We start from the raw sequence: 22,794 nt of genomic DNA on the forward strand, positions 1-22,794 counted from the left end.
TAGGATGTCATAAGCCCGTGCAATATTTTTATCAATGTCGGCTAGAATGGGATATTGTATATCGCCTATACCGCCATTGTTAATATCAGTATTCTTCCAGCCAAAGTGACTCCATTTTGAATCTACTGAACATCCAATAACCTGAACACCGCGCTTTTCGAAATCTGCCAAACGGTGATTGAAGGCCAGAATCTCAGTAGGACAAACAAAGGTGAAGTCCAGGGGGTAAAAGAAAAGGACTACCTTTTTCCCTTTATAATCGGATAAGCTGATCTCTTTAAATGTGTTGTCGCCCATGATGGCCGTTGCTTTGAACTGGGGTGCTGGTTTTGTAACTAACATAAGATTTGGTACTCCTGATTTAAATTTGTGGGGTCTTCCCCTTTAATATAAGTAGTAATAATTACTGTTTAATATAGAAAGCAACCTATCCATTGCAAGACTTTATTTCTAATACCATTTGTACTTCAGAGGGCGCGGATAGGTTCAAAATATCACCCTACGCTTTACACGCTACGGGAGACAAGTTTTGCTGTTCTGTAAGCTTAAAATTTTATGCCTGCCTGCGTGGAGACCGACTTCGGCATAGGCAGGCATAGCTGCTTGTCAGGGCGTAGCATGTAGTGCAGAGACTTATAGCCTGAATAATTCATAGCCACTAAGTCACCAAGACACAAAGTTTAATAAAATATATGCTTATCAAAAATTATCACTCACAGATGTAAATAATACTGTTTAAGATGACCTTGTTCATAACTTTAATACTTTTCGTGACTTAGTGTCTTCGTGGCAATAATTCATGAATAATGCAGGATAGCTATGGTTATCATTTTAAGTGTGTTATGCTGAGTTCATCGAAGTAAAGCAGAACGGTAAAAGATGAAGAAGATAACGCGCAGTTTGAAGTATAAATGGTATAAGAATTACTTTGATATCTATATTGTTAAAACGTAACCTTGCAAGCTCAACGAATGATGTAGTTCACAATTGACTGAAAGGATCCAAACGTGAATCGATTACCAATTCTAATCATTTTAAGCATGCTTCCAATTTTTACCCTGGCTCAAATCCAAGATCATCATATATCAAGTACTGTTGAAAAATATTTTAACAGGAACCGTACAGGTCCAACCCTGATATCGGCCGATATCGTTGATGATTTTATCTATGGCAGAACCTTGAAAATATCGATCCGAGGACATCGCAATAGTGAGAACCCGGATCTTGGGTTTGCTTTTGGTGCTGCAGCTGCAGTAGCCAACCACGCTGCCAATCCTATTAAAATGCTTTGGGTGGAAATGGACGTACGCTACAAAAAGCTTGAAACAACGATTGCTGTTGCACCAACCCCCTGCAGTGTTGAAGCTATTATAACTAAAACCCGTACTTTTGATTCATGGTGGCAAGACTGCCTGGAATTTCTATAGGTCATTGACAACAAGTCATATTAAGAACATGCTGATCAAGCGCGAGATCATTCCGAGACTTCGACTTTGGTTAACCCCGACTGGCCAGGGAGATGGAACTAGTCACTAAACCTGGATCTCAAAAACTCAGAAAACTCAACAACTCACAAACTTAGAAACTCACAAAACTCAGAAACTCATTCACCAGCCAACGATGCAGGTTGGAATGGGTTCTACACCCGTTTAGATTAGCGCGGTTATTAAATAATTAAGGAGTTTTAAACTTTATTATGTTCGCAAACATTTTATTAATGGCAGCCCCCGCCGGCGGAGAAGCAGGCAACCCGATCTTAAGTTTTCTTCCCATCATTTTGATGTTCGGAGTATTCTATTTTCTGTTGATCAGACCTCAGACCAAACGTCAAAAAGAATCTGAGAAAATGAGATCCGAATTAAAAAAAGGTGATCACATCATTACCTCTGGTGGCATTCATGGCACTATAGAAGGTATCAAAGATAATGACATCCTTTTGGTCAAGACGGCAACTGATACAAAATTGCATGTGGGTAGATCAGCAGTAACAACAGTTAAATCAAAATAGGTCATGCTCTATAAGATTCAAACATATGGCAAGCAGGTTCTGCGTCGTAAGGCGCAGGAGATTCCGCTTATCGACAAGTCTATCAGGAAAATTGTGTCCAATATGTTTGAAACCATGTATGCCGCAGAGGGGATTGGTCTGGCTGCCCCTCAGATAGACAAATCCATTCGCCTATTCATCATCGATCTTTCCCCAATGGAAGAGTCTGAGGCGAAACGGGTTTATCTCAACCCAAAGATCGTCTCATTCGGGGAGCCACAGGATGAATATGAAGAAGGTTGTCTCAGTATTCCCACTATTCGGGAGATCGTAGTCCGTCCCACGAACATTAGAATTACTTATCAGGACCTGGATGGCCAGCATCATGATGAAGAAGTGGACGGATTTCTGGCTCGGGTTATTCAACATGAGTATGATCATCTGGAAGGGATTCTTTTTACCGATCATTTAAGTTCATTGAAGCGCTCATTCCTTAAAAAGACACTTAACAAGATCGCCAGTGGTGAGATAGGGGTTGAGGCTTCAGAGAATTTTGAACTTTGATTGATTACAAAGCATTTAGACGCTACTGGACTGAAGAATTTACAGGTAGAGAATTCTAAGGTTTCTATGCCATATCTGTTCCTGTAGTTCATTACGTTGAAGGGCTAAGGTAGCCGTGTGGTCTCCGCACAGAGATACCATTCTTCCATTGTAGATGAGCGACTTGAAGATTTTGTGACACATCGTTCAATAGCCTGAAAAGTAGACATTTTTTCTGAATTCAACCTGTTATGATATAGTATATGGGACTAACTGTAGATGAACACTGATTTATCATTAAAGATCATTTTCATGGGAACTCCTGATTTTGCGGTTCCTACTCTGGAAATGTTGCAGGCGAGCCGACATCACATACAGGCTGTTGTTACAATTCCAGATAAACAACAGGGGAGAGGTCAGCGTTTTCGCGCTTCGGCAGTTAAGCAGGCTGCAGTTGCACTTGGGTTGCCACTACTCCAGCCGGTTAACCTGAGAGCTCCTGAGTTTGCTGATGAACTCAAACAACTTGCTCCTGATATTATTGTAGTGGTTGCCTTTCAGATTTTACCAGAAGATGTATTTTCCATACCTCGCCTGGGATCCTTTAATCTGCACGCTTCATTGCTTCCACGCTACCGGGGTGCCGCACCTATCCATTGGGCTCTCCTCAATGGAGATTCGGAAAGTGGTGTGACCACTTTTTTTCTAAAACGAAAAGTGGACACTGGCAATATCATTCTGCAACGCAGTCTACCCATTGCCACCGAGGATGATCTACATAGCCTTTATGCAAAATTGTGCGCCATTGGTGCAGACCTGGTTTTAGATACCGTTGACCAGATATCCTCAGGGATAGTAAAAGAAAGTACCCAGGACAATATGCTGGCAACACCTGCCCCAAAAGTTACTGCTGGCACTCAAACTCTCAATTTCGAGCAAAGTGCCGAACAATGCCATAATCGTGTACGGGCTTTTGCACCTTCACCAGGCGCTTTTACCTATCGTAATGGTGCCCGATTGAAAATTCTGTTAACTCATGTTGGAGAAGCCAGTGGTATTCCCGGCCAGGTGGTAGAAGTATCCGCCGACTCATTCACCATCGCCTGCAAGCAGGGCTCTTTGGTCATTCGCTCAGTCCAACCGGAAAGTAAAAAGCCCATGGAGGCTGCTGCCTATTTGCGTGGTAACCCTTTGACGATAGGCGATGAAATTGGCTAACACACCCCGCGAACTGGCTTATCGTACGCTTTTAGCAGCAGAAAAGGATCACGCTCGTCCTGTAGATGATCTGCTGAATGAAGCATTGAATAACAGTACCCTGGATCCCCGGGATAAACGCTGGACCATGGAGCTGGTGTTTGGTGTAACCCGAATGCAGCTTCAATTGGATGCCTGGATTCAAGTGGCGTACAAAGGGCGCTATAAAAAGGCTCAGCACGCTATTAAAACCTTGCTACGAATGGGTGCTTTTCAATTAAAGCACATGCAGACAGCTGAGCATGCAGCTCTGAATGAGACTGTGAAATTGTGCAAGCGCGTTGGGCAATCTCAAGCACGTGGACTGGTTAATGCCGTATTGCGAAAAATCCAAACTATTGAGCTGTCTCAAATCCTGGAGCCGATCAGTGATCCGCTGAAAAAACTCTCCATAGAAACCTCCCATCCAGAATGGCTCTTGGAGAAATGGTTATCCCGTTATGATCATGATGAGGTAACCGCATTATGTCGGCACAATAATCGACCTCCAAAAGTTTGGATCCGCCGGAATTCTTTACGAATAACTCAGGCAGACTTTGAGGCTTATCTGGAAAGAGAAGCAGTTCATTTTAGCCGTTCAACGATCCTGGAAAGCTTCTATGAGATTGATACCGGTGGTCCATTGCTCAGAACACCTGAGTTTCATGATGGATGGTTCTCTTTTCAGGATATTGCTGCTGGTATGGTAGCTTTTATTTTAGATCCACAGCCAGGTGAAACTATCGTAGATGCCTGTGCAGCACCAGGTGGAAAAATGGCCTTCCTCTCAGAGCTAAGTAGTGGACAATCCCATATCATTGCCTGTGATGCCAGCCAGACAAGATTAGGTAAAGTTAAACAGAATGTTGAACGCCTGGGTTTGAAAGATATAGTAATTCGTCGACTTGATGCAACAGTTGAACCCTTGCCGGAAGCACATCAGATCCTGTTGGATGTCCCCTGCTCTGGAACTGGTGTCCTGGGACGACGACCAGATGCTCGTTGGAAAAGACAAGCATCTGACAGCTCATCTCTGGTTGGTATTCAAACAAACATTATAAAGAATAGTTGGAAATATCTGAAGCCCGGAGGAATCCTGGTTTACGCAACCTGCACCCTTGAACCAGAAGAGAATTGGGCTTTGATCGATTCAGTGGTGGAATCTCTTGAAAATGCAGAATTTGAACCCATAACAGCCGAAAAGATCAAACCATTTATTGATGAACGGGGTGCTCTGGCTACATTACCCTGGAACCATGATATGGATGGTATGTTTGCAGTGAAAATTAGAAAAGCATTATGAAGATCTTACGCGATTATAGTTTCATTTTTGTCGCTATTGGCATTCTCATCGCCCTTTTGTTTAATAACGTTATCTTGCCGCTTTACGTGAACTGGAATGATGAGATTCGGGTCCCTAGTCTGACCCATACCGACTTGGAAAAAGCCAGTGAAATTCTGAAAGAGCGGAAACTGGAATGGACCATCAAAGATACCATATACAGGCGTGATATTCCAGCCGGCTTCATTATGGATCAGTATCCTGAAGCAGGTCAGATGGTCAAAGAGAATCGCAAGATACAATTTACAGTCAGTTTGCCCCCGGAGAAATTGGAGATGCCTGACTTAGTCGCCATTACTGAAAGGCAGGCAACTATCGCTTTGGACCAGCTGGGTCTGATCCTGACTGAGGTATTGACTGATTCCTCAGATATGTATGAACGGACCGTAGTGATGGATCAATCCATTGCGGCAGGTTTACCTGTTGCTCCCGGAGATACTATTCTATTGACTGTCAGTCTGGGGAAAAGGAACCTGAAAAAGACCATGCCCACTTTACTGAATAAGGGGCTGAATGAAGCCACCAAGGTTCTACAGATCAATGGGTTTTCTTTAGGAGCAGTTCAGTATACCCAGGATTCCGATCTTTTGCCTAAAACTGTCATCTCTCAATCAGTTGATCCTGGAAAAATCTTTCCCAGGGAGCGTGTCATCTATGTTGATCTCATTATTACTGAAGATTTCTAATGTCTGTTCTGAAACATGCGGAGATCGCCCCTTCCATTTTAACGGCTGATTTTTCCCAGCTAGGCCAACAGATCACTTCAATTGATCAGGCCGGCGGACAGATTTTACATCTGGATATCATGGATGGGCACTACGTCCCCAATTTGACTTTCGGACCCACGATTGTCCGTGCCGTTCGAAAAATGACCAACATGGTGTTAGAAGCCCATCTTATGATATCAGATCCGGAACCTTTCCTCGAGGCATTTATCTCTGCTGGGTCAGATATTGTTCTGGTTCATCCCTCAACCTGCAACTCAATCTCAGACACGCTTGCCAGGATTCATGATCTTGGAGCAAAAGCCGGTTTGGTGGTGAATCCTGATGAAACATTAACGATGGTTAAACCCTATATCATGGAAATGGATCAGCTGTTGATCATGTCTGTATTTCCTGGGTTTGGCGGACAATCATTTATTCCCGCCGTACTGGAGCGCTTACCAGATCTTTTATTCCAACTTGAGCAGAATGGGGTAGTCATTGAGATCGATGGAGGCATTAATACGCAAACTATTCCAGTTGTCCGCGGTATTGGTATTGATCGATTTGTTGCTGGTTCGGCAGTCTTTGATCATGGAGCAAACCCGGGTGAAAATTATCGGAAACTCCTAACCCAACTCATTCAGGATTAAATGACGATTTCATCGCTTCGCTCCAATGAATTGGTTCGTAAAGCCATTCACCTCAGCAGCAGTGCTATTCCCTTATTGTATTGGTTTGGATTTGAACGAAATATCATGCTGAAAGGGGTAATATTCCTGGCTACCGGTTTTCTTACGGCTGAGTATTTGCGCTTTCATTCTCAGGTTGGGAAACAACTTTTTATGAAGGTATTCGGCTCCGCCCTGCGGCAGCATGAGCACCAGAAACTAACTGGCGCAACCTACGTGTTCACAGGGTCAGTACTGGCTATTTTTCTATTTCCCAAGGAGATCGCCGTACCGGCCTTGCTGATCCTCTCCATCTCTGATACTTTTGCAGCTCTGGTCGGCATTCCCTATGGGAAGCATCCCTTCCTGGCCAAATCTCGGGAAGGTAGCATAACCTTTTTTCTGACAACCCTGCTTATCCTGGAACTCTTTCGCCCTGAAGATTTCCTGGTAAATATGGTCATTGCCCTGATCCTTACTATCACAGAAGCGCTACCCCTTAAACTTGATGACAATTTTGTTATTCCTATCGCAGCAGGTCTTCTTTTAAGTTTGACCAGTCTGTTTTGATGGGAGCCTGGGTATATGACCTTCCTTAGTCCCCTGTTTTTATGGTTTCTACCCCTGATGGCCCTGCCTGTGATCATCCATTTACTGGCTAAACGTCGCAGCCAGCTTATCGAATTTCCATCTCTCAAATTTTTAAAACTGCTCCAGCAGGATGCGCTCCGCAAATTTAATGTTAAACAATTGATCCTGCTGATCATACGAACATTAATGATCCTGTTGATCGTTATGGCTTTTGCCCGTCCCAATCTAAATCTGAAAAGTGGTTTCAGGATTTACCCCCAAACTGTTGATCTCATGCTGATCGCCCTGGACAATACGGCTTCAAACCGGATTCATTTTGAGGATCTGAATGCTGCAGGGTTAGCTCAGTTTGGGACAAGTCTACAGGAGAAGGGTTATCATGTTGCCTTTCTCGGGATCACAGATTTTAAGCTGCAGGAAACTGCCGAAAGTGTTTATGCCGGGTATTCCAATATTTATGATGGTAATATCGAGACCCGCCTGGCGGAACAAATTGATCTGGACAGATACAGAAACAAATCCATCGTCTGGCTGGGAGATGGGCAGGATGCTCAACAGAAACTCGGGGAATTGCCTGGTTGGGATAAGTATTTACTGATAGATCCAGTGGCAGAGGATATGGGAGTATCCCTGGTGGAATTACCTGATCGGGGGTTGCGAAAGGGTGAAGGATATCAGCTTCAAGTTGGTGTTGAGCGTAGTTCAAGTGATCTGGAACTTAGCGGATTAGAGCTGATCATAAACGAGAGTAGACAAAACCAGGCTGTATTCGAATCAGATGCTGATTTTATTGAGATGAGTGCCAGAGTAGTCGACCGGGGATTCCAGGAAGGCCGACTGGAGTTAGGGCAAGATGCCCACCCTTACAACGATACCCGACATTATGTCATACCTGCTGGCGGGAATATCCCGGTGCAGATCCTGCGTGAAAGATTGGCACCTGACTATTGGAGAATCATTGAAACAGCACTGAATGAAACTGAATTGAACCTTGATGTCAGCTTATTGCAATTCAGTGAGATTGATAATCTGGATCTGAGTCAGGGTGGTACTGTTATTGTGGAAGATGCCAGCCGATTAGCTGATTACAATTGGAATCGATTAATCGGTTTTCTCTCCGCTGGCGGTCAACTGATCCTTTTTGGTGATGGGGGAACCCGGATGAAAGAACTGCTTCATTTTAAAGCTCCTCTGGAAGCACAGCTGAGCCGTTCTGCTTTTGGACTTTATCTGACTAAAGAGGCTGACAAAGCTATCCAGATCGATCCGCTGCAGGCTGTGATCACCCAGGATCGGTTAAAAGTTTATCAACGTTTTGTGAGTCTCAACAATGAACTGGAGCATACCTGGATTAGATATTTGGATGATCAACCGTTTCTGGGAGCTACCTCCCAGGAGGCAGGACGTGCGATCTGGTTTAATACAGAATTTAGATCTGATGCAAATAATTTACCGTTTCTGGGAATTTTCCCTACCCTGGTTCTGCAACTATGTCAATCCCAGGAACTGGTGGATCAGACTGCTCCCTATAATGCATTGGTAGGCGACACTTTACATTTCTACCCAATTGCCAGAGAAGGGGAGAATACCCCTTTTAGCATCCAACGCCCCGATGGTACTGTGGATTATCAGGCACCGGATCCAAATTATATTATTCACTATACTAAAACTGATCTTCCGGGTATTTACAGGCTGGTGAGAGGTCGGCAACTTTTACAGCCCATTGCTGTAAATATTTCATCGCACGAAGCTCAAGCGCACAGTATTTCTTACCAATTCGATGAACCCGATATATTTTTAACTGAACAACAAACAGAGCTTGTAGCAGAAATAATGGGGAAACGATCTGGAATGGCTTTGTGGCCCCTGTTATTGATCGGCCTGTTGTTTTTATGGGTTGTCGAAACTTATTTATCAAGAATTAAACCAACATGGCGGCAAAATGTTTGAAACAACTATAGAAAAAGAAAAAGCCCTACTGGTAGGTGTGGTCCATAGCCAGCAATCTGTATCTGAAGTAGAAGAAAATCTGGAAGAACTGGCTTTATTGGCTGAGACCGCCGGTGCCAGGGTCACTGGCAATATTATTCAAAAACGCAATCAGGTACATGCCGCTTTGTATATTGGCAAAGGTAAGGTTCAAGAGATCGTTGCCAAAGTTGCCCTGTTAAAAGTGAATGTGGTAATCTTTGATGATGAGTTGTCACCTGCCCAGACAAAAAATTTGCAAAAGGAAATCGAAAAAGCCAAGATCATGGATCGCAGCAGTTTAATCCTGGATATCTTCGTTCGGCATGCTAGCAGTAAGGAGTCCAAAACGCAGGTTGAGCTGGCTCAACTTCAGTATTTGCTGCCTCGTTTGACCAGAGCCTGGACTCACCTGGAGCGCCAACGAGGTGCAACCTCTACCCGTGGTGGAATGGGCGAAACCCAGATCGAGGTTGACCGGCGGTTGATCCGTAATCGAATTTCGCTACTCAAGGTTGAATTGCAGAAGATCGAAAAACAACGAGACACCAGGCGTAAAAGCCGGGATGAGATGTTCAAGGTGGCTCTGGTCGGTTATACCAATGCCGGCAAGTCTTCGCTTATGAACCTGTTTTCTGATGCAGATGTGTTGGTAGAGAATAAATTATTTGCAACCCTGGATACTACGATCAGGAAAATTGAGATCAATGATCTTGAGATATTGCTCAGTGATACGGTCGGATTCATCCACAAATTGCCCCATCATTTGGTTGCTTCATTTAAAAGTACACTCCAGGAGGTGCGTCACGCTGATCTGATCCTGAAAGTGATCGACCTGAGCTCTCCCCAGTATGAAAGGCATCTGGAAACCGTGAATGAAGTGTTGATGGATCTGGGAGTCTCAGAACGTCAAACATTAACCATTTTCAATAAGATTGATCTGGTACAAGATCAGGATATTCTATCCGCTGCTATCAAGGATCATGAAGATGCTGTACCAGTTTCTGCACTGAGGCAGGTGAATATTGCTCAGCTAGAAGCCGCCATTGTTAAAATTCGGAGAAACGAATATGTGGAGGAAACCCTCCAACTGGAGCATTCTCAACAAAAATTCCTGGCTTATCTTCACCGTAGTGCAGAAGTACTCAATATCGATTATCAAGACAATCATATCCTGGTCAATATCAGGATCAAGAAAGACATGCTGGATCAGATTCGCAGAGCGAGTTCAGTAGACTGAAACAGCTGATGTCATCGCCAAAGTCAAGTCTTGTTCCAAGCGGTGGTTCTTCCTGGGGCTGGACACCTATCGTTGTGCTTAAGAACTCACCCATCTAATGGGCTGATGCGTCCCCGGTTAGCAGAGATGAACCTTTTTGTTTTAATCTTTCACGTAAATCTTCCTGGCTCTCTCAAATTATCCGTTGCGTTTACCTGATTCAGGCACTTTATTTGCAATTGGCACGGGGAAGTGAAGGTGCAAGGAATGGATGTGTCCAATGACAAATGATAAAGCAAAAATCATTGCACTTGAGCGATTTAAAAAGCAGTATCCTGAAAAATTTGTTCCCGTTCAAACAGCTCTAAAAAAATTGCATAGGGGAGACCGCATCTTTGTTCATACGGCTTGTGGTGAGCCTCAATTTCTCCTTAAATCTCTTGTTGAATACGTTGAGTCAGACCCCAAAGCGCTTTTTGATGCAGAGGTTATCCATGTTTGGTCTCTGGGTTTAGCTCCCTATGCCAAGGAGAAGTTTAAACACAATTTTCGGCATAACTCCTTCTTTATTGGAAACAGCACCAGGCAGGCTATTAATACTGGTTTGGCTGATTATACACCCATCTTTTTGTCAGAGATCCCTCGCCTTTTCGCGCGCGGTCATGTTCCTGTCGACGTTGCCCTGATCCAGGCTTCATGCCCTGATCCTCACGGCTATATGAGTCTGGGGGTCAGTGTGGATATTGTCAAAGCTGCTGTGGAAAAAGCTCAAACTATTATTGTGCAGGTCAATCCCCGTATGCCTCGCATCCATGGAGACGGATTTATTCATGTATCAGGTGTAGATTTTTTGATCCCCCATGAGGAACCCCTGCTGGAATATAAAGATGAGTTGGATAACGATGTTGCTGATCGCATTGGGAAGTATGTGGCGACCCTCATCGAAGATGGCAATACTATCCAAGTGGGATATGGTTGTCTCCCCAATGCAATTTTGTCAAATCTGACTCACAAAAAACATCTTGGCATTCACACCGAATTATTGGGAGATGGTCTGGTCAAATTGATGCAGGCGGGTGTTATTGATAATTCAAAAAAAACTATAAACCATGGTAAAACCATAGCCACATTCAGCATGGGATCAACCGCCACGTATGATTATCTCCACGATAATCCTTTTATTGCGTTTAAAACAGTTGATTATACAAATAATCCTCGGGTAATTGCTCAGCATGAAAATATGACCGCTATCAATTCGGCTCTTGAGATAGATCTGACAGGTCAGGCAACGGCTGAATCACTGGGGCAAGTATTTTACAGTGGGATCGGTGGTCAGGCTGATTTCATGCGTGGAGCCATTCTAGCAAAGAAAGGTAAAACTATCCTGACCATTCCTTCAACAGCTGAGCATGGGGAGACCTCTCGCATTGTTCCCTTCTTAAAGGCAGGTGCCGGTGTAACCTTGAACCGGGGTGACATTCACTATGTGGTCACTGAGTATGGGATTGCCTATCTACATGGTAAGAATATCCGGGAACGGGCCATGGAATTGATCTCTATTGCTCACCCTAAATTCCGGCCTGAGTTGATCCGCAAAGCAAAAAAAAGGAATCTGATCTACCAGGATCAAGCCTTTATTGCTGGAAAAGCAGGGGAGTATCCTGAGAAGATCGAGACCTATAGGACAACATCCGGCGGGCTTGAGATATTCCTGCGTCCGGTGAAGATCAGTGATGAGCCATTGCTGAAAGAGTTCTTTTATTCCCTGTCGGATACAAGCTTGCAGCGACGCTTTATTTCTGAGCGAAAAGACATGCCTCATGAACGCTTGCAGGAATTCGTAGTCATTGATTATACCAGCGAAATCATCCTACTTGCTTTCACTTCTGAAGAGGAATTGGTCGGTTTAGGGCAGTATGCGATTATTGGGTCCACTCATACTGCTGATGTGGCTTTTGTGATCAGGGATGATCGCCAGGAGCTGGGGATCGGACGTGAATTACTACGTTACCTGACCCTGCTGGCGAAAAAACAGGGACTCTTGGGATTTACTGCAGATGTGCTCATCAGTAACTCGCGAATGATGCGTTTATTTGAGAGTATGGGATTTGATGTACAAAAACACATTTCGGCTGGAATGTATGCAATGAAAATGACTTTCCTGGAGAGTAAATGACAGCAAGTAAGCCAGATATAAAATTATTGTTTGAACCCGATTCTGTAGCCGTGATCGGTGTCAGTCAGGAGCCGGGAAAAATTGGCTATAAGATCTTGGAGAACATGATCGAAGTTGGGTATCAGGGTAAGATATACCCGGTGAATCCCAAAGGGGGACAAGCCCTGGGCCTGACTATTCTCACCAGCGTGGAGGAAATTGAGGGAGAAGTGGATGTAGCCGTGATTGCCATCCCAGCCCGCTTTGTCTATGATGCTGTAGTTAGTTGTGCTAAAAAACAGGTGAAGATCTTAACCATCATTTCCTCTGGTTTCTCAGAAGTTGGGAACCTGGAAGAAGAACAACGGATACTGAACTATGCCCATGCGCATAATATGCGCGTACTCGGCCCCAATATATTTGGGCACTATTCAGCCAAAGTAGCTTTGAATGCCACTTTCGGCCCCCGTGATATCCGTCCTGGCAACGTAGCCATTATTACTCAGAGCGGCGCTCTGGGCATTGCCATGATCGGGAAAACGGCAGTTCAGAATATTGGACTATCATCCATTATTTCAGTTGGGAATAAAACTGACATAAATGAATCTGATCTTTTAGAATACTTGATTGAGCAGGAAGAGACAAAGATCATCCTCATGTATGTTGAAGGTATTCAGGAAGGTGAACGATTGGTTGCCATACTCAAACGGGCTACCAGGGTAAAGCCGGTTATTGTGATCAAGTCTGGCCGTTCCAAGCGTGGAGCTGTGGCTGCTGCCAGCCACACCGGCTCACTGGCGGGCTCTGATAAAGTTTTTGATGCCATCATGCGCCAATGTGGTGTTTTGCGGGCAGAGAGCATTCAGGAGGCTCTGGAGTGGAGTAAGTTCCTCTCCCATACCCCAATTCCGCAAGGCCGGAATACCATCATCATTACCAATGGGGGTGGTGTCGGTGTTATGGCTACTGATGCCTGCGAAAAGTATGATATTAAGCTTTATGACGATCAGGAAAAACTGAGAGAGACCTTCGAGAGTGTAGCTCATGGTTTTGGATCCACCAAAAACCCGGTTGATATCACAGGTGAAGCCACCAAAGCTGACTATGTGAAAGCTCTCAAAGAAGCCCTGGTTGATGACGACATACAATCAGTTATCGCACTGTATTGTGAAACCGCCATGATGGATTCACAGGAATTAACTGAGATGATCGATGAAATGTATGTTCAGTACCATGCCAAAGGAAAGCCCATTACTTTCTCAGTTTTTGGCGGAGAAAAAACTGAAGCCGCCATCACTGCTTTACACAAGGATAATATCCCGGTCTATCGGGATGTCTATGACGGAGTGTCCTGTCTGGGAGCCCTGCATTTTATACGCAAGGTGCAAGTTCAGGAAGTCGCTGCAGTTACTGAAGCCGAGGTCGATGTGGATGTTGTGAACCAGCTCATCGATAGTGCACTGGCTGATGGTCGCAATTTTCTCTTGGCCGAAGAGGGGCAGGGATTATTGGGTGCTGCTCAACTACCAGGTCCGCAAGGAGGGGTGGTTCACTCAGTTCAGGCGGCTGTTAGTCTGGCTGACCAGATCGGCTATCCAGTGGTAATGAAGGTCGTATCCCGTGATATTCTACATAAAAGCGATGCTGGCGGTGTATTGCTGGATCTGGATAACTCTGAGGAAGTTGTTGATGGGTATCAAACGATCATCCACTCCTGTAAGGCAAATGTACCCAATGCAGTCATCGATGGTATTGAAGTAGTGGAGCAGATAACAGCCGGTACAGAAGTTATCCTCGGGGGCCGACGAGATGCCAATTTTGGACCAACTCTTATGTTTGGTTTAGGCGGCATTTATGTTGAGGTGATGAAAGATGTTGCTTTTCGGGCTCTGCCTCTCAGTCAGCAGGAGATTCGAACCATGATTAAGGAAATTAGATCCTATCCATTGTTATTAGGTGTCAGGGGAGAGGCGAGAAAGGATATTGAAAGCATTGTTATTGCCCTTGAAAAAGTATCTGCCCTGGTCAGCATGGTTCCCAGGATCACTGATATTGAGATCAATCCAATGGTGGTATACAAGCAGGGAAGCGGTGCTCGTGCTGTTGATATACGCGTATTATTATCTGATGATAAAGAGGATTCAAAATAATGAAAAATATAATTGTAACTTCTCTACGAAAAGATGCCGGAAAAACCAGTGTGATCGTTGGTTTAGCCAAAAATAGCTCCCAACAGATGGGCTACCTGAAACCCTTTGGTGATCGTCTGCTCTACCGGAAAAAACGCCTTTGGGATTTTGATGCAGCTGTTTGTACGGTTGCCATGGGTGCTAAAGAGCCACCGGAAGCCATGAGCATTGGTTTTGATCATTCCAAATTGCGTTTTATGTATGATGCTGATTCAACTGCTGAGAAAGTACGTGAAATAGCAACCCTGAATTCTCAGGATAAAGATATCATGCTGGTGGAGAGTGGGACAGAGCTGAATCGGGGACTTTCTGTCCATCTTGATGCACTTTCACTCTGTAAGTATCTGGATGGAGAACTGCTGGTGGTTCTTAGTGGCACCAATGACCAGATTTGTGATGATGCCTATGCCCTGAAAAGAATACTGGAAGATAGCGACGTGAAATTGACCGGTGTCATCATCAATAAAGTGCGAGATATCGAAGATTTTAAAATGGTTTATCGTGAACATTTTGAAGCGTTGCATCTCCCGCTCTTAGGTATTATTCCTTTCATGGAAACTTTGACACACCCTACTATGCAGTTCCTGACAGATCTCTTCTTTGCCAAGGTTCTGGCCGGTGACAAGGGTTTGTCAAATACTATTATGAATGTAGTGGTTGGAGCCATGTCAGCCGACGCAGTTCTGAGAGTGCAGCGCTTTAGTAAGGAATCAAAATTGGTTATCACCAGTGGAGACCGGAGTGACATGATTCTAGCTGCTCTAGATACTCAAGCTGCCGGTATTATTCTTACAAATAACATTCTGCCACCTCCCAACATCATTGCCAAAGCTTCTGCTGTTAATATTCCTTTGCTCCTGGTTGCCCAGGATACTTTTCATGCTGCAAAAAAGGTAGATAATCTGATTCCTTTGCTGGCGAAAGATGATTTAGACAAAATGGAGTTACTAGAGCAATTGCTTAAGGAGCATGTCAATATTTCTGATCTATTCTAATGAGAATTGGTGTCCCTGATAAGTGGGGTACTGAGAAGCGATCGGTTTAAATAGTTTTCCTCTAGATCCACCAGAAAATAGTGGTTTGGCCATTGTTGTTTGCAACCACGCACTAGTGTCATGCTTAACGTGACACTAGCTTTTCGACTCCTTTTTGAGACGCTGTGATGTCCAATTTCTGGCGCTGAAAAGTTATCACCCAATACCAAGTATTTTTTAGAAAAACAGATGCTTCAAGCAGAATGTTGTAGTGGTCTAAATGTAGTTTAGCAGGTATAATTAATAATAACAATAGCTGTTAGCGGGCATAATCTTTGCACTACATTATATTGATGAAGTATTTCACACAATAACGTAATAGTACGTTGGCTAGCAAGGCGTTAAGCCTGAAGGGAGTATCATGAGTAATTACAAGTATTTCAGGGTAACTAGAGAATCGATCGTCAGAATTCTGCCACTCCTCCTCTTATTATTTTTGATACAGCCGCTTCTTATTAGCTGCAATTCCACCCAAAAGGATAATGAAATTAATCTTTATTGTTGCAGCGCACTGAAAGATGTAATGCTTGAAGGAATTATCCCGGCTTTTCAGGAGATGCAAGCAGCACAAGTTCATCGCGATATAAAATTCCGGACGAATTTTAGAGGATCAGTAGAGTTAACCTGTGCCATTACAACGGAACAGACAGCAGATCTGGCAATATTAGCCTCAGAGATCGATGCTATGCGATTATTACATCGGGGGACGGTTCATGAGAAAACATGGCTTAGTGCTCCATACCAGGGTACTTTTGCGCAAACACCTATCTTGATTCTGTATTATCCCGATGAAGTTGGTGAGATAACTGATTTCAGCGATCTTGCACAGCCGTCAGTTAAACTCATTCATCCCTGTCCTTTGTACTCTGGATTAGGTCAGTGGGGACTCATGGCCAGTTACGGGACGTTTCTGTTTGAGACAGGTGATGACTCGTTAGCAATGGTAAAATTAAAGAATTTATGGCACTCTGTTTCCTTAAACCCGGCCTCCGCGTTGTTAGCCCGTGCTCAGTACACCAAGCGACGGGGAAATGCAATAATCACTTATGAATCAGAGGTGCTTGGTTCTTCCAACAGACAAGTTATGGAAGGTTCCGTGTGTGCCCCGCCTAATACGATTATGTGCACACCCATGGTAGTCAGAATTCCCCAGGAAGTATCACTGGTTAAGGATAAGCTACTTCAAGAATTTCATAAATTCTTGTGGAGTGACCGAGCCCAGCAAATATTTGTGGAATACGGATTTCGCAGTGTTGCAGATCGTTTAAATGATGATAATTCCAAGTTTTATGACCTGGAATCCACCTTTACTCTGAACAGCTTGGGAGGAGTAAAATTTGTAAAATGCGATCTAATTGAGAATAAATGGCAGGATGAAATCAGAAAGCATTTTAAGAAGAGCCTTGTGAAAAAACAGACTAATGGTGCAGCTCAAGTTAGTGAATAGCTCTATCCAGGACTGATAGAGAATGATGATGAGTTTATTGCGAAAAATTCGTGAACAACTCTATTGGAATGATCCAAGTTACCGAATTCCATTTATTTTGTTTATCTGCATGCTTTTAGTTGTTGCTGTGGTCGTGTTTTGCTTTGCGGTAAACAGCTATTCTGAAACTGAGCCGGATACTGTGTTAATCTATTGCTTTAGTGCCATGGAAGACGTGATGGAGGAGGCTATTCTCCCGGCATTTCAAAATTATTGGTATGAAAATACAGGTCAGAAAGTCAAATTTATTACCACTTATTCTGGGTCAGGACTGATCAGTAGTAGAACTATTTTACGTTTTAAAGCCCAAATAATAATATTAGCCTCAGTTGTGGATGCTTACCAACTCTCGCTAACGAAAATTGTCACTCACAATATTTGGGAAAACCTGCCGGAGGGTGGTAAATTGTGTTATACACCGATAATCTTATATTCAAAAAAAGAACTTGGAGTGTCTGAAATAGCTCTGGAAGATCTGGATTTTGCGGAATTAAACATAATGATCACAGATCCAGTATCTTCTGGTGCCGGTCAGTGGGCTCTGTTGGCGTTGTATGGGTCCCTGCTTAGGTCAGGTGCAACAGAATTAGAAGCCACCACTTACCTTACTGAAGTCTTGGATAATGTAATGATCAGTTCGCTTAATGCGAAAGCGGCCTTTGTAGATTTTGCAAACAGTAATGCTGATTTGCTGCTAACCTATGAAGCTTTTGGCTCAAGTGCTCATTCTGGTGGCCAGCAATCGGCACTATCAGTTTATCCTATTCGAACCATCATGGCTGAACCAGTTGTTGTACCGGTTTCCAGGAATATCTGGGATAAGGAACAGCCGCTGTTAGACTCATTTATTCAATACCTCTGGAGCTGGGAAGCTCAAACCCTGCTTATGGACTATGGATTTAGAGTCCACTATGAAGATTTTCAGAATAATATCCGGCAAATTGATTCTCAAGATATCTTCAGATCCGACAGTTTGGGAGACCCTCAGATATTGCTGGAAAAAATTATTGATCCGTTGAATCATTTGAATCTAAAACAATTCTCCGCTCAATGATTTCAGGAGCAACTCCACGCCCTTGAATGTGATCGGAGGGTGCATATGCGGTGGTTTATTTCAACAATAAGGAAAGTAAGTACGAAAAAACAGCTTTGGTTTCTATGTGTCATTTGTTTTTTCTTTTTGAGTGTTTTTATTTTTGATATTTCGCTTTCCTGGGGGGTTTTGGGATTAGTAATCCTTTGTTTTGCCTGTGAACTCATGGATAGTTCTTTGGGTATGGGTTATGGTACTACCCTCACACCTGTTCTGCTGGCTTTCGGGTATGAGCCACTGGAACTGATTCCAACCATCTTACTTTCAGAATTTCTCAGCGGTTTTGCTTCATCCTATTTTCATCATGAGACGGGGAATGTTGATTTCACACGGCAATCCCGAGATTTTAGAGTGGCAATGCTTTTAGCTTTAGGAAGTGTGGTGGGCGTGGCGATCGGTGTTAATGTTGCTATTACGATAAACCCACAATACCAGTTGATAAAACTTGCATTACAAAATATATGTTCAGATCACAATGAACACGCAGGGTTTCCTGCATTGACTTGTGACCCACTTGCTTTATGAGAAGCATACCTCTCATAATATTGTACATACCGTGACATTCGATGACTAAAGAGAACAGTAAAAGTGGCCTAAAGCCTTGAACCAAATAACAATTTATAAAAAAGGGAGTCTAAGAGATGAAAGACAAAACAGATGTATTGGTGATCGGTGGTAGTGCCGCCGGAATCGTTGTTGCAACAACGGGCAAATCTCATTATCCAGACAAAGATTTTCTACTTGTTCGGAAGGAGCAAAAGGTGCTTGTGCCTTGTGGTATCCCATACATTTTTGGATCTTTGGATAGTAGTGAAAAAAATCTTATCCCCGATGCAACACTATCGGATAACAAGGTACGTTTAAAAATAGATGAAGCCATTGCAGTTGACCCTCAAAAAAAACTTTGTCGAACTGCAGACGGTACTGAGATCGAATTTGATAAACTTATCTTCGCAACTGGTTCTACTCCGGTTGCTCCCCAATGGCTTAAAGGGGTGGATAAGGGGAATGTGTTTTCTATTCACAAAGACAAAGTTGTGATAGATGTGATCAAAGAAAAGCTTAAGGATGCAAGTAAGGTAATTGTTATTGGTGGTGGTTTTATTGGTGTCGAAATGGCAGATGAGATCAATAAGTACGGCAAGGATGTTACTTTAGTTGAACTATTGCCAAATATTTTGTCACTTGCTTTTGATGAAGAGCTGGCTGTAAAAGCGGAGGATATTCTGGAATCCAGAGGTGTAACTATCAGAACTGGTGAAGGTGTTCAAGAAATACTTGGGGAGGAAAATGTTTCAGGAGTACTGCTAAAAAATGGAGAAACTCTAGCTGCTGATGTTGTGATTTTAGCTATGGGGTATCGACCAAATGTTAGTCTTGCCCGGCAAACAGGTATAAACATAAACGATCTGGGCTTTATTTGTGTAGATGAATATATGAGAACCTGTAATAACTCAGATATCTTTGCAATAGGTGACTGTGCTGAGAAAAAGGGGTTTATAATGGGAATGCAGACAGGAGTGATGCTTGCTTCTACTGCTTGTGCAGAGGCGAGGATTGCCGGCATGAATTTATTTTCAATTTCTGCAGTAAAAACTTTTGGTGGAACCATTTCCATGTTTTGCACCGTTATTGGAGACACTGCCTTTGGTGCGGCTGGAATAATTGAAAGTCGCGCGAAGGAATTGGGGCTCACTATTGTTACCGGTACTTTTGAAGGAATTGATAAACATCCCGGAACCTTACCTGGGACCCAGAAACAAACCGTAAAATTGATTGTAGCCAAAGAATCAGGAAACCTGATCGGTGGAGAGGTGATCGGTGGCGCTGGTACAGGAGAATTAATCAATCTGATTGGATTTTCAATTGAGAATAGAATTACGATAGCTTCTTTTATAACTGCCCAGATCGCCACGCATCCATTGCTCACTGGACCACCAACAGCCTATCCATTGATCAAAGCGGCTGAAGCAGCTGCAAAGAAGCGAAAATTTGTGAGCTGAAAAGTCTGATCGCATAGGAAAAACAAACTTAACATTGATGGTCTCGCAAATTGAGATGAATGCTTTTTCTCTATCCGTCTATTGTATCAGGAAAAGGTTTTTTTAATAGAGATCTCTTTGCGGGATCAGCAATGTTACTATTTCAAATCATCATTGTATAGGTGGGTATAAGAAGAGCCAATCAGAGTTCATTTAAATAGGATAGAGAATATTTGGAGAGAAATGTCGTTGAATATTGAGCTATGGAGTTTATGACTTCGACATTCTGTAGTCCTTGTTCGTTATTCAATTGTTCACAGAGCGGAGAGGGGGGGATTCAATCAGCCTGATTGCTGGTTCTTGTCGTAAATGCGTGTAACGTGTTATAAAATAGTATCTTATGGAAAGGATAATATAGGAGTATATTTCCCATTATTTCCTGAAAGTTTCCATAAATTACTTTGTAAGCTGGAAGGATTCTGGAAGTTCTGCCGTCTTTAGTAAGTAGGGGAGCGTTCTGTGTAATTTCTTTTTGCATTGGGAAGTCCTATTTTTTTCTATGGATGAATCACAATGGCGTTACCCTGGATCCTAAACTTTCCTGAGCTTTACTATATCCAAGGTTTATCATCTCTGATGCTCGATCAAATTCTAGAGTACCACAGGCATTTCTGGCAATTTCAATAAGGTGATCTGGTGGGTAAGCAGCAAGTTTTTGTCTTGCGATGGTACTTTGCATGGCGTCAAAAGCCTGATTCGCTATGTCGTATACTCCCCAGTCAATATTACCAATACTTGTTTTCATTTGCTGGAAACGGTCAATAAAATCCCCAACTTTTTGCCGGAGAGGTGAAGCAGAATTCTCAGGTAAGGTTTTAATACTGCTATTGTCCGGTTTGACTTCAATTGCTCCACCTAGATTGACTGCAATGGTTAAGTCAGTTCCATCTCCAAAAGTAGGTGCAATTGGGACAGGGTTCAAAACACCGCCATCAATAAGGTCAATACCTTTATAATTATAAGGTGTAAAGAACAGGGGTAACGAGATTGAAGCTCTGACAGCATCAAACAGTTTTCCAGATTGTATCCAGACCTCTTTTTCTCTCTGCACGTTGGCTGCTACAGCAGTAAAGGGTATAGGCAGATCTTCGATCAACTGATTCCCCACCAGCTCAATCAGGGTGTTGATGATTTTATCACCTTTGATAAGACCGGTCGTTTCCCATGAGAGATCGAGCAAATTGACCATATCAATTTTCGTTATGGAAGTTAGCCACTGTTCAAGTTCATCTAATGATGGCTGGGATCACTGGTCATTTCGAGGAAGCCAGTGGACTAAGATTAGAAAAAGTGAACGGAAACGGTATCTTAAAAACGCTTATCGAGTATTATTGACCAGGGCACGCCAAGGAATGATTATTGTGGTACCGACGGGAAATGATGAAGATCATACCCGCTCACCAGGGTTTTATAATCCAACCTATGAGTACTTAAAAAATGTAGGTTTCCCCGTTATAGTCTAATTGTTTAGCATAAAGAGAATTGTCAAATTTGATTAATCCGACCCTTAATTAACGTTGATTAAGAAAGAAGTTATTCAACATGGAAATATATGAACTTGTATTAGAGATTAAAAAATTTGCCCAGGAACGCGACTGGGAACAATTCCACAATCCCAAAGATCTGGCAGTTGCACTCGGTATTGAAGTCTCAGAGTTGCAGGAGATAATGCTGTGGACATCAGCTGAAAAATCAGCTGAGCGTGTGAATGAAAAGATTGAAGATATTCAGAATGAAGTGGGGGATATTTTAATCTATCTGCTTCGCTTTTGTGACGTGACCGGGATTGATCCAATAGAAGTTGTACGTGAGAAAATGAAGCTCAATGCTAAGAAATATCCAGTACATAAATCGAAGGGCAACTCAAAAAAATATACTGAGTTATGATATTCGATTTTAATAAAGTTCTTATGATTATTGTTGCCAGAAAAAGAAACGCTCCTTGCGGAGCGTCGGACTGGAGATGCTATCCCCAGCGCTGTTATGGGAAAAACTAGGTGAAAATGGAAGCAAAACCAAGAAAAAATGTAAAAAAGGAACGTGTCCTGGTTGGTTCCATTAAAGCAGTACATAGCAATTTTCATCAAAAAAGAGTGTTTGTTGCATTCCCTCCGAAACGACATAACAATACGGTCGCCATTGTGGCAAAGGGATCTTTGGTCATAGGTAGAAAAAAAATAGCTGACAGTCAATTTCCCTGCGATGTTCAAAAAGCTGATGGATATATTCTTAAAAAACCTGACGAATGGTAATATGACTTCACTCACTAGATAAACATGAATGGAAGAGTAAAGAATACAAAATTGAATGATCTGTATATATTCAGATTTCAAAAAGGACTGGAAGAGATGGGTAATTGGAAAACGAACAAGATCTACCTTCGGTAGACATGGCTTGGTTGCGTCATCGGGAGGAATATGCTTAACGAGACACTAGCAAAATGTGCCTCAAAACTCATCTCTTAATCAAGTTTTCAATAATAACAGCTTTTGCTGGTTATGAGATACGGAAGACAATGCCTGGGTATTGCTTAG

The 22,794-nt window shown here is 43.0% G+C and carries 21 protein-coding genes and 1 pseudogene; 20 read left to right on the top strand and 2 right to left on the bottom strand.

What is annotated here, in order from left to right; translation table 11 throughout:
* The coding region (locus tag U9Q77_11385; protein ID MEA3287959.1) for a peroxiredoxin at positions 1–342 on the bottom strand (342 nt) is incomplete at its 3' end.
* A gap of 665 nt (positions 343–1,007) precedes the next feature.
* Here U9Q77_11385 and U9Q77_11390 point away from each other — a divergent pair.
* The 17 genes from U9Q77_11390 (at position 1,008) to U9Q77_11470 (ending at position 20,221) form a co-directional block, all read left to right on the top strand.
* On the top strand, positions 1,008–1,427 hold the full coding sequence (locus U9Q77_11390; GenBank protein ID MEA3287960.1) for a hypothetical protein: 420 nt from the start codon (positions 1,008–1,010) through the stop codon (positions 1,425–1,427).
* Between the two features lie 269 nt (positions 1,428–1,696).
* On the top strand, positions 1,697–2,008 hold the full coding sequence (gene yajC, locus U9Q77_11395) for a preprotein translocase subunit YajC (protein MEA3287961.1): 312 nt from the start codon (positions 1,697–1,699) through the stop codon (positions 2,006–2,008).
* A 3-nt stretch (positions 2,009–2,011) separates the two neighbouring features.
* The gene (gene def, locus U9Q77_11400) at positions 2,012–2,551 is read left to right on the top strand and encodes a peptide deformylase (protein MEA3287962.1); all 540 of its coding nucleotides are present in this window, start codon (positions 2,012–2,014) and stop codon (positions 2,549–2,551) included.
* Between the two features lie 258 nt (positions 2,552–2,809).
* The gene (gene fmt / locus U9Q77_11405) at positions 2,810–3,748 is read left to right on the top strand and encodes a methionyl-tRNA formyltransferase (protein ID MEA3287963.1); all 939 of its coding nucleotides are present in this window, start codon (positions 2,810–2,812) and stop codon (positions 3,746–3,748) included.
* Positions 3,741–5,069 (top strand): 16S rRNA (cytosine(967)-C(5))-methyltransferase RsmB, encoded by a 1,329-nt coding sequence (gene rsmB, locus U9Q77_11410; protein MEA3287964.1) that lies wholly within the window; start codon positions 3,741–3,743, stop codon positions 5,067–5,069. Before fmt ends, rsmB begins: the two co-directional genes overlap by 8 nt.
* Positions 5,066–5,794 (top strand): PASTA domain-containing protein, encoded by a 729-nt coding sequence (locus tag U9Q77_11415; protein MEA3287965.1) that lies wholly within the window; start codon positions 5,066–5,068, stop codon positions 5,792–5,794. Before rsmB ends, U9Q77_11415 begins: the two co-directional genes overlap by 4 nt.
* Complete coding sequence (gene rpe, locus U9Q77_11420) at positions 5,794–6,465, top strand: ribulose-phosphate 3-epimerase (protein ID MEA3287966.1); 672 nt, start codon at positions 5,794–5,796, stop codon at positions 6,463–6,465. Before U9Q77_11415 ends, rpe begins: the two co-directional genes overlap by 1 nt.
* On the top strand, positions 6,466–7,053 hold the full coding sequence (locus U9Q77_11425; GenBank protein MEA3287967.1) for an SEC59/DGK1/VTE5 family protein: 588 nt from the start codon (positions 6,466–6,468) through the stop codon (positions 7,051–7,053).
* Between the two features lie 15 nt (positions 7,054–7,068).
* Positions 7,069–9,024: a BatA domain-containing protein gene (locus U9Q77_11430; GenBank protein MEA3287968.1), complete on the top strand. Its 1,956-nt coding sequence runs from the start codon at positions 7,069–7,071 to the stop codon at positions 9,022–9,024.
* Positions 9,017–10,282: a GTPase HflX gene (gene hflX, locus U9Q77_11435; protein MEA3287969.1), complete on the top strand. Its 1,266-nt coding sequence runs from the start codon at positions 9,017–9,019 to the stop codon at positions 10,280–10,282. The genes U9Q77_11430 and hflX overlap by 8 nt, the downstream gene beginning before the upstream one ends.
* A 259-nt stretch (positions 10,283–10,541) precedes the next feature.
* A complete protein-coding gene (locus tag U9Q77_11440; GenBank protein ID MEA3287970.1) occupies positions 10,542–12,437 on the top strand; it encodes a GNAT family N-acetyltransferase in 1,896 nt (631 codons plus the stop codon).
* Positions 12,434–14,566 carry an acetate--CoA ligase family protein gene (locus U9Q77_11445; protein ID MEA3287971.1) on the top strand — a complete coding sequence of 711 codons (2,133 nt, stop codon included), beginning with the start codon at positions 12,434–12,436 and terminating at the stop codon, positions 14,564–14,566. Before U9Q77_11440 ends, U9Q77_11445 begins: the two co-directional genes overlap by 4 nt.
* A complete protein-coding gene (locus U9Q77_11450) occupies positions 14,566–15,600 on the top strand; it encodes a DRTGG domain-containing protein (GenBank protein MEA3287972.1) in 1,035 nt (344 codons plus the stop codon). Before U9Q77_11445 ends, U9Q77_11450 begins: the two co-directional genes overlap by 1 nt.
* 400 nt (positions 15,601–16,000) lie before the next feature.
* Positions 16,001–17,086 carry a substrate-binding domain-containing protein gene (locus U9Q77_11455; GenBank protein ID MEA3287973.1) on the top strand — a complete coding sequence of 362 codons (1,086 nt, stop codon included), beginning with the start codon at positions 16,001–16,003 and terminating at the stop codon, positions 17,084–17,086.
* Positions 17,087–17,108: 22 nt separating this feature from the next.
* The gene (locus U9Q77_11460) at positions 17,109–18,179 is read left to right on the top strand and encodes a substrate-binding domain-containing protein (protein ID MEA3287974.1); all 1,071 of its coding nucleotides are present in this window, start codon (positions 17,109–17,111) and stop codon (positions 18,177–18,179) included.
* A gap of 45 nt (positions 18,180–18,224) precedes the next feature.
* A complete protein-coding gene (locus tag U9Q77_11465; GenBank protein MEA3287975.1) occupies positions 18,225–18,743 on the top strand; it encodes a sulfite exporter TauE/SafE family protein in 519 nt (172 codons plus the stop codon).
* A 116-nt stretch (positions 18,744–18,859) separates the two neighbouring features.
* Positions 18,860–20,221 carry an FAD-dependent oxidoreductase gene (locus U9Q77_11470; protein ID MEA3287976.1) on the top strand — a complete coding sequence of 454 codons (1,362 nt, stop codon included), beginning with the start codon at positions 18,860–18,862 and terminating at the stop codon, positions 20,219–20,221.
* A gap of 547 nt (positions 20,222–20,768) precedes the next feature.
* On the opposite strand, the pseudogene U9Q77_11475 reads toward U9Q77_11470, so the two are convergent.
* Positions 20,769–21,494: pseudogene (locus U9Q77_11475) on the bottom strand (patatin-like phospholipase family protein).
* Between U9Q77_11475 and U9Q77_11480 the strand changes: the two are divergent.
* The 3 genes from U9Q77_11480 to U9Q77_11490 all read left to right on the top strand — a co-directional run bounded on the left by U9Q77_11480 (position 21,463) and on the right by U9Q77_11490 (position 22,512).
* Positions 21,463–21,723 (top strand): DNA/RNA helicase domain-containing protein, encoded by a 261-nt coding sequence (locus U9Q77_11480; GenBank protein ID MEA3287977.1) that lies wholly within the window; start codon positions 21,463–21,465, stop codon positions 21,721–21,723. The pseudogene U9Q77_11475 and the gene U9Q77_11480 overlap by 32 nt on opposite strands.
* Positions 21,724–21,802: 79 nt before the next feature.
* The gene (locus tag U9Q77_11485) at positions 21,803–22,147 is read left to right on the top strand and encodes a nucleotide pyrophosphohydrolase (GenBank protein MEA3287978.1); all 345 of its coding nucleotides are present in this window, start codon (positions 21,803–21,805) and stop codon (positions 22,145–22,147) included.
* 116 nt (positions 22,148–22,263) lie between these two features.
* Positions 22,264–22,512, top strand: coding sequence for a hypothetical protein (locus U9Q77_11490; protein ID MEA3287979.1), 249 nt, complete (start codon positions 22,264–22,266; stop codon positions 22,510–22,512).
* The last annotated feature ends 282 nt before the right edge of the window (positions 22,513–22,794 follow it).

This window comes from Candidatus Neomarinimicrobiota bacterium (genome assembly GCA_034716895.1).
Lineage (GTDB): Bacteria > Fidelibacterota > UBA8477 > UBA8477 > JABMPR01 > JABMPR01.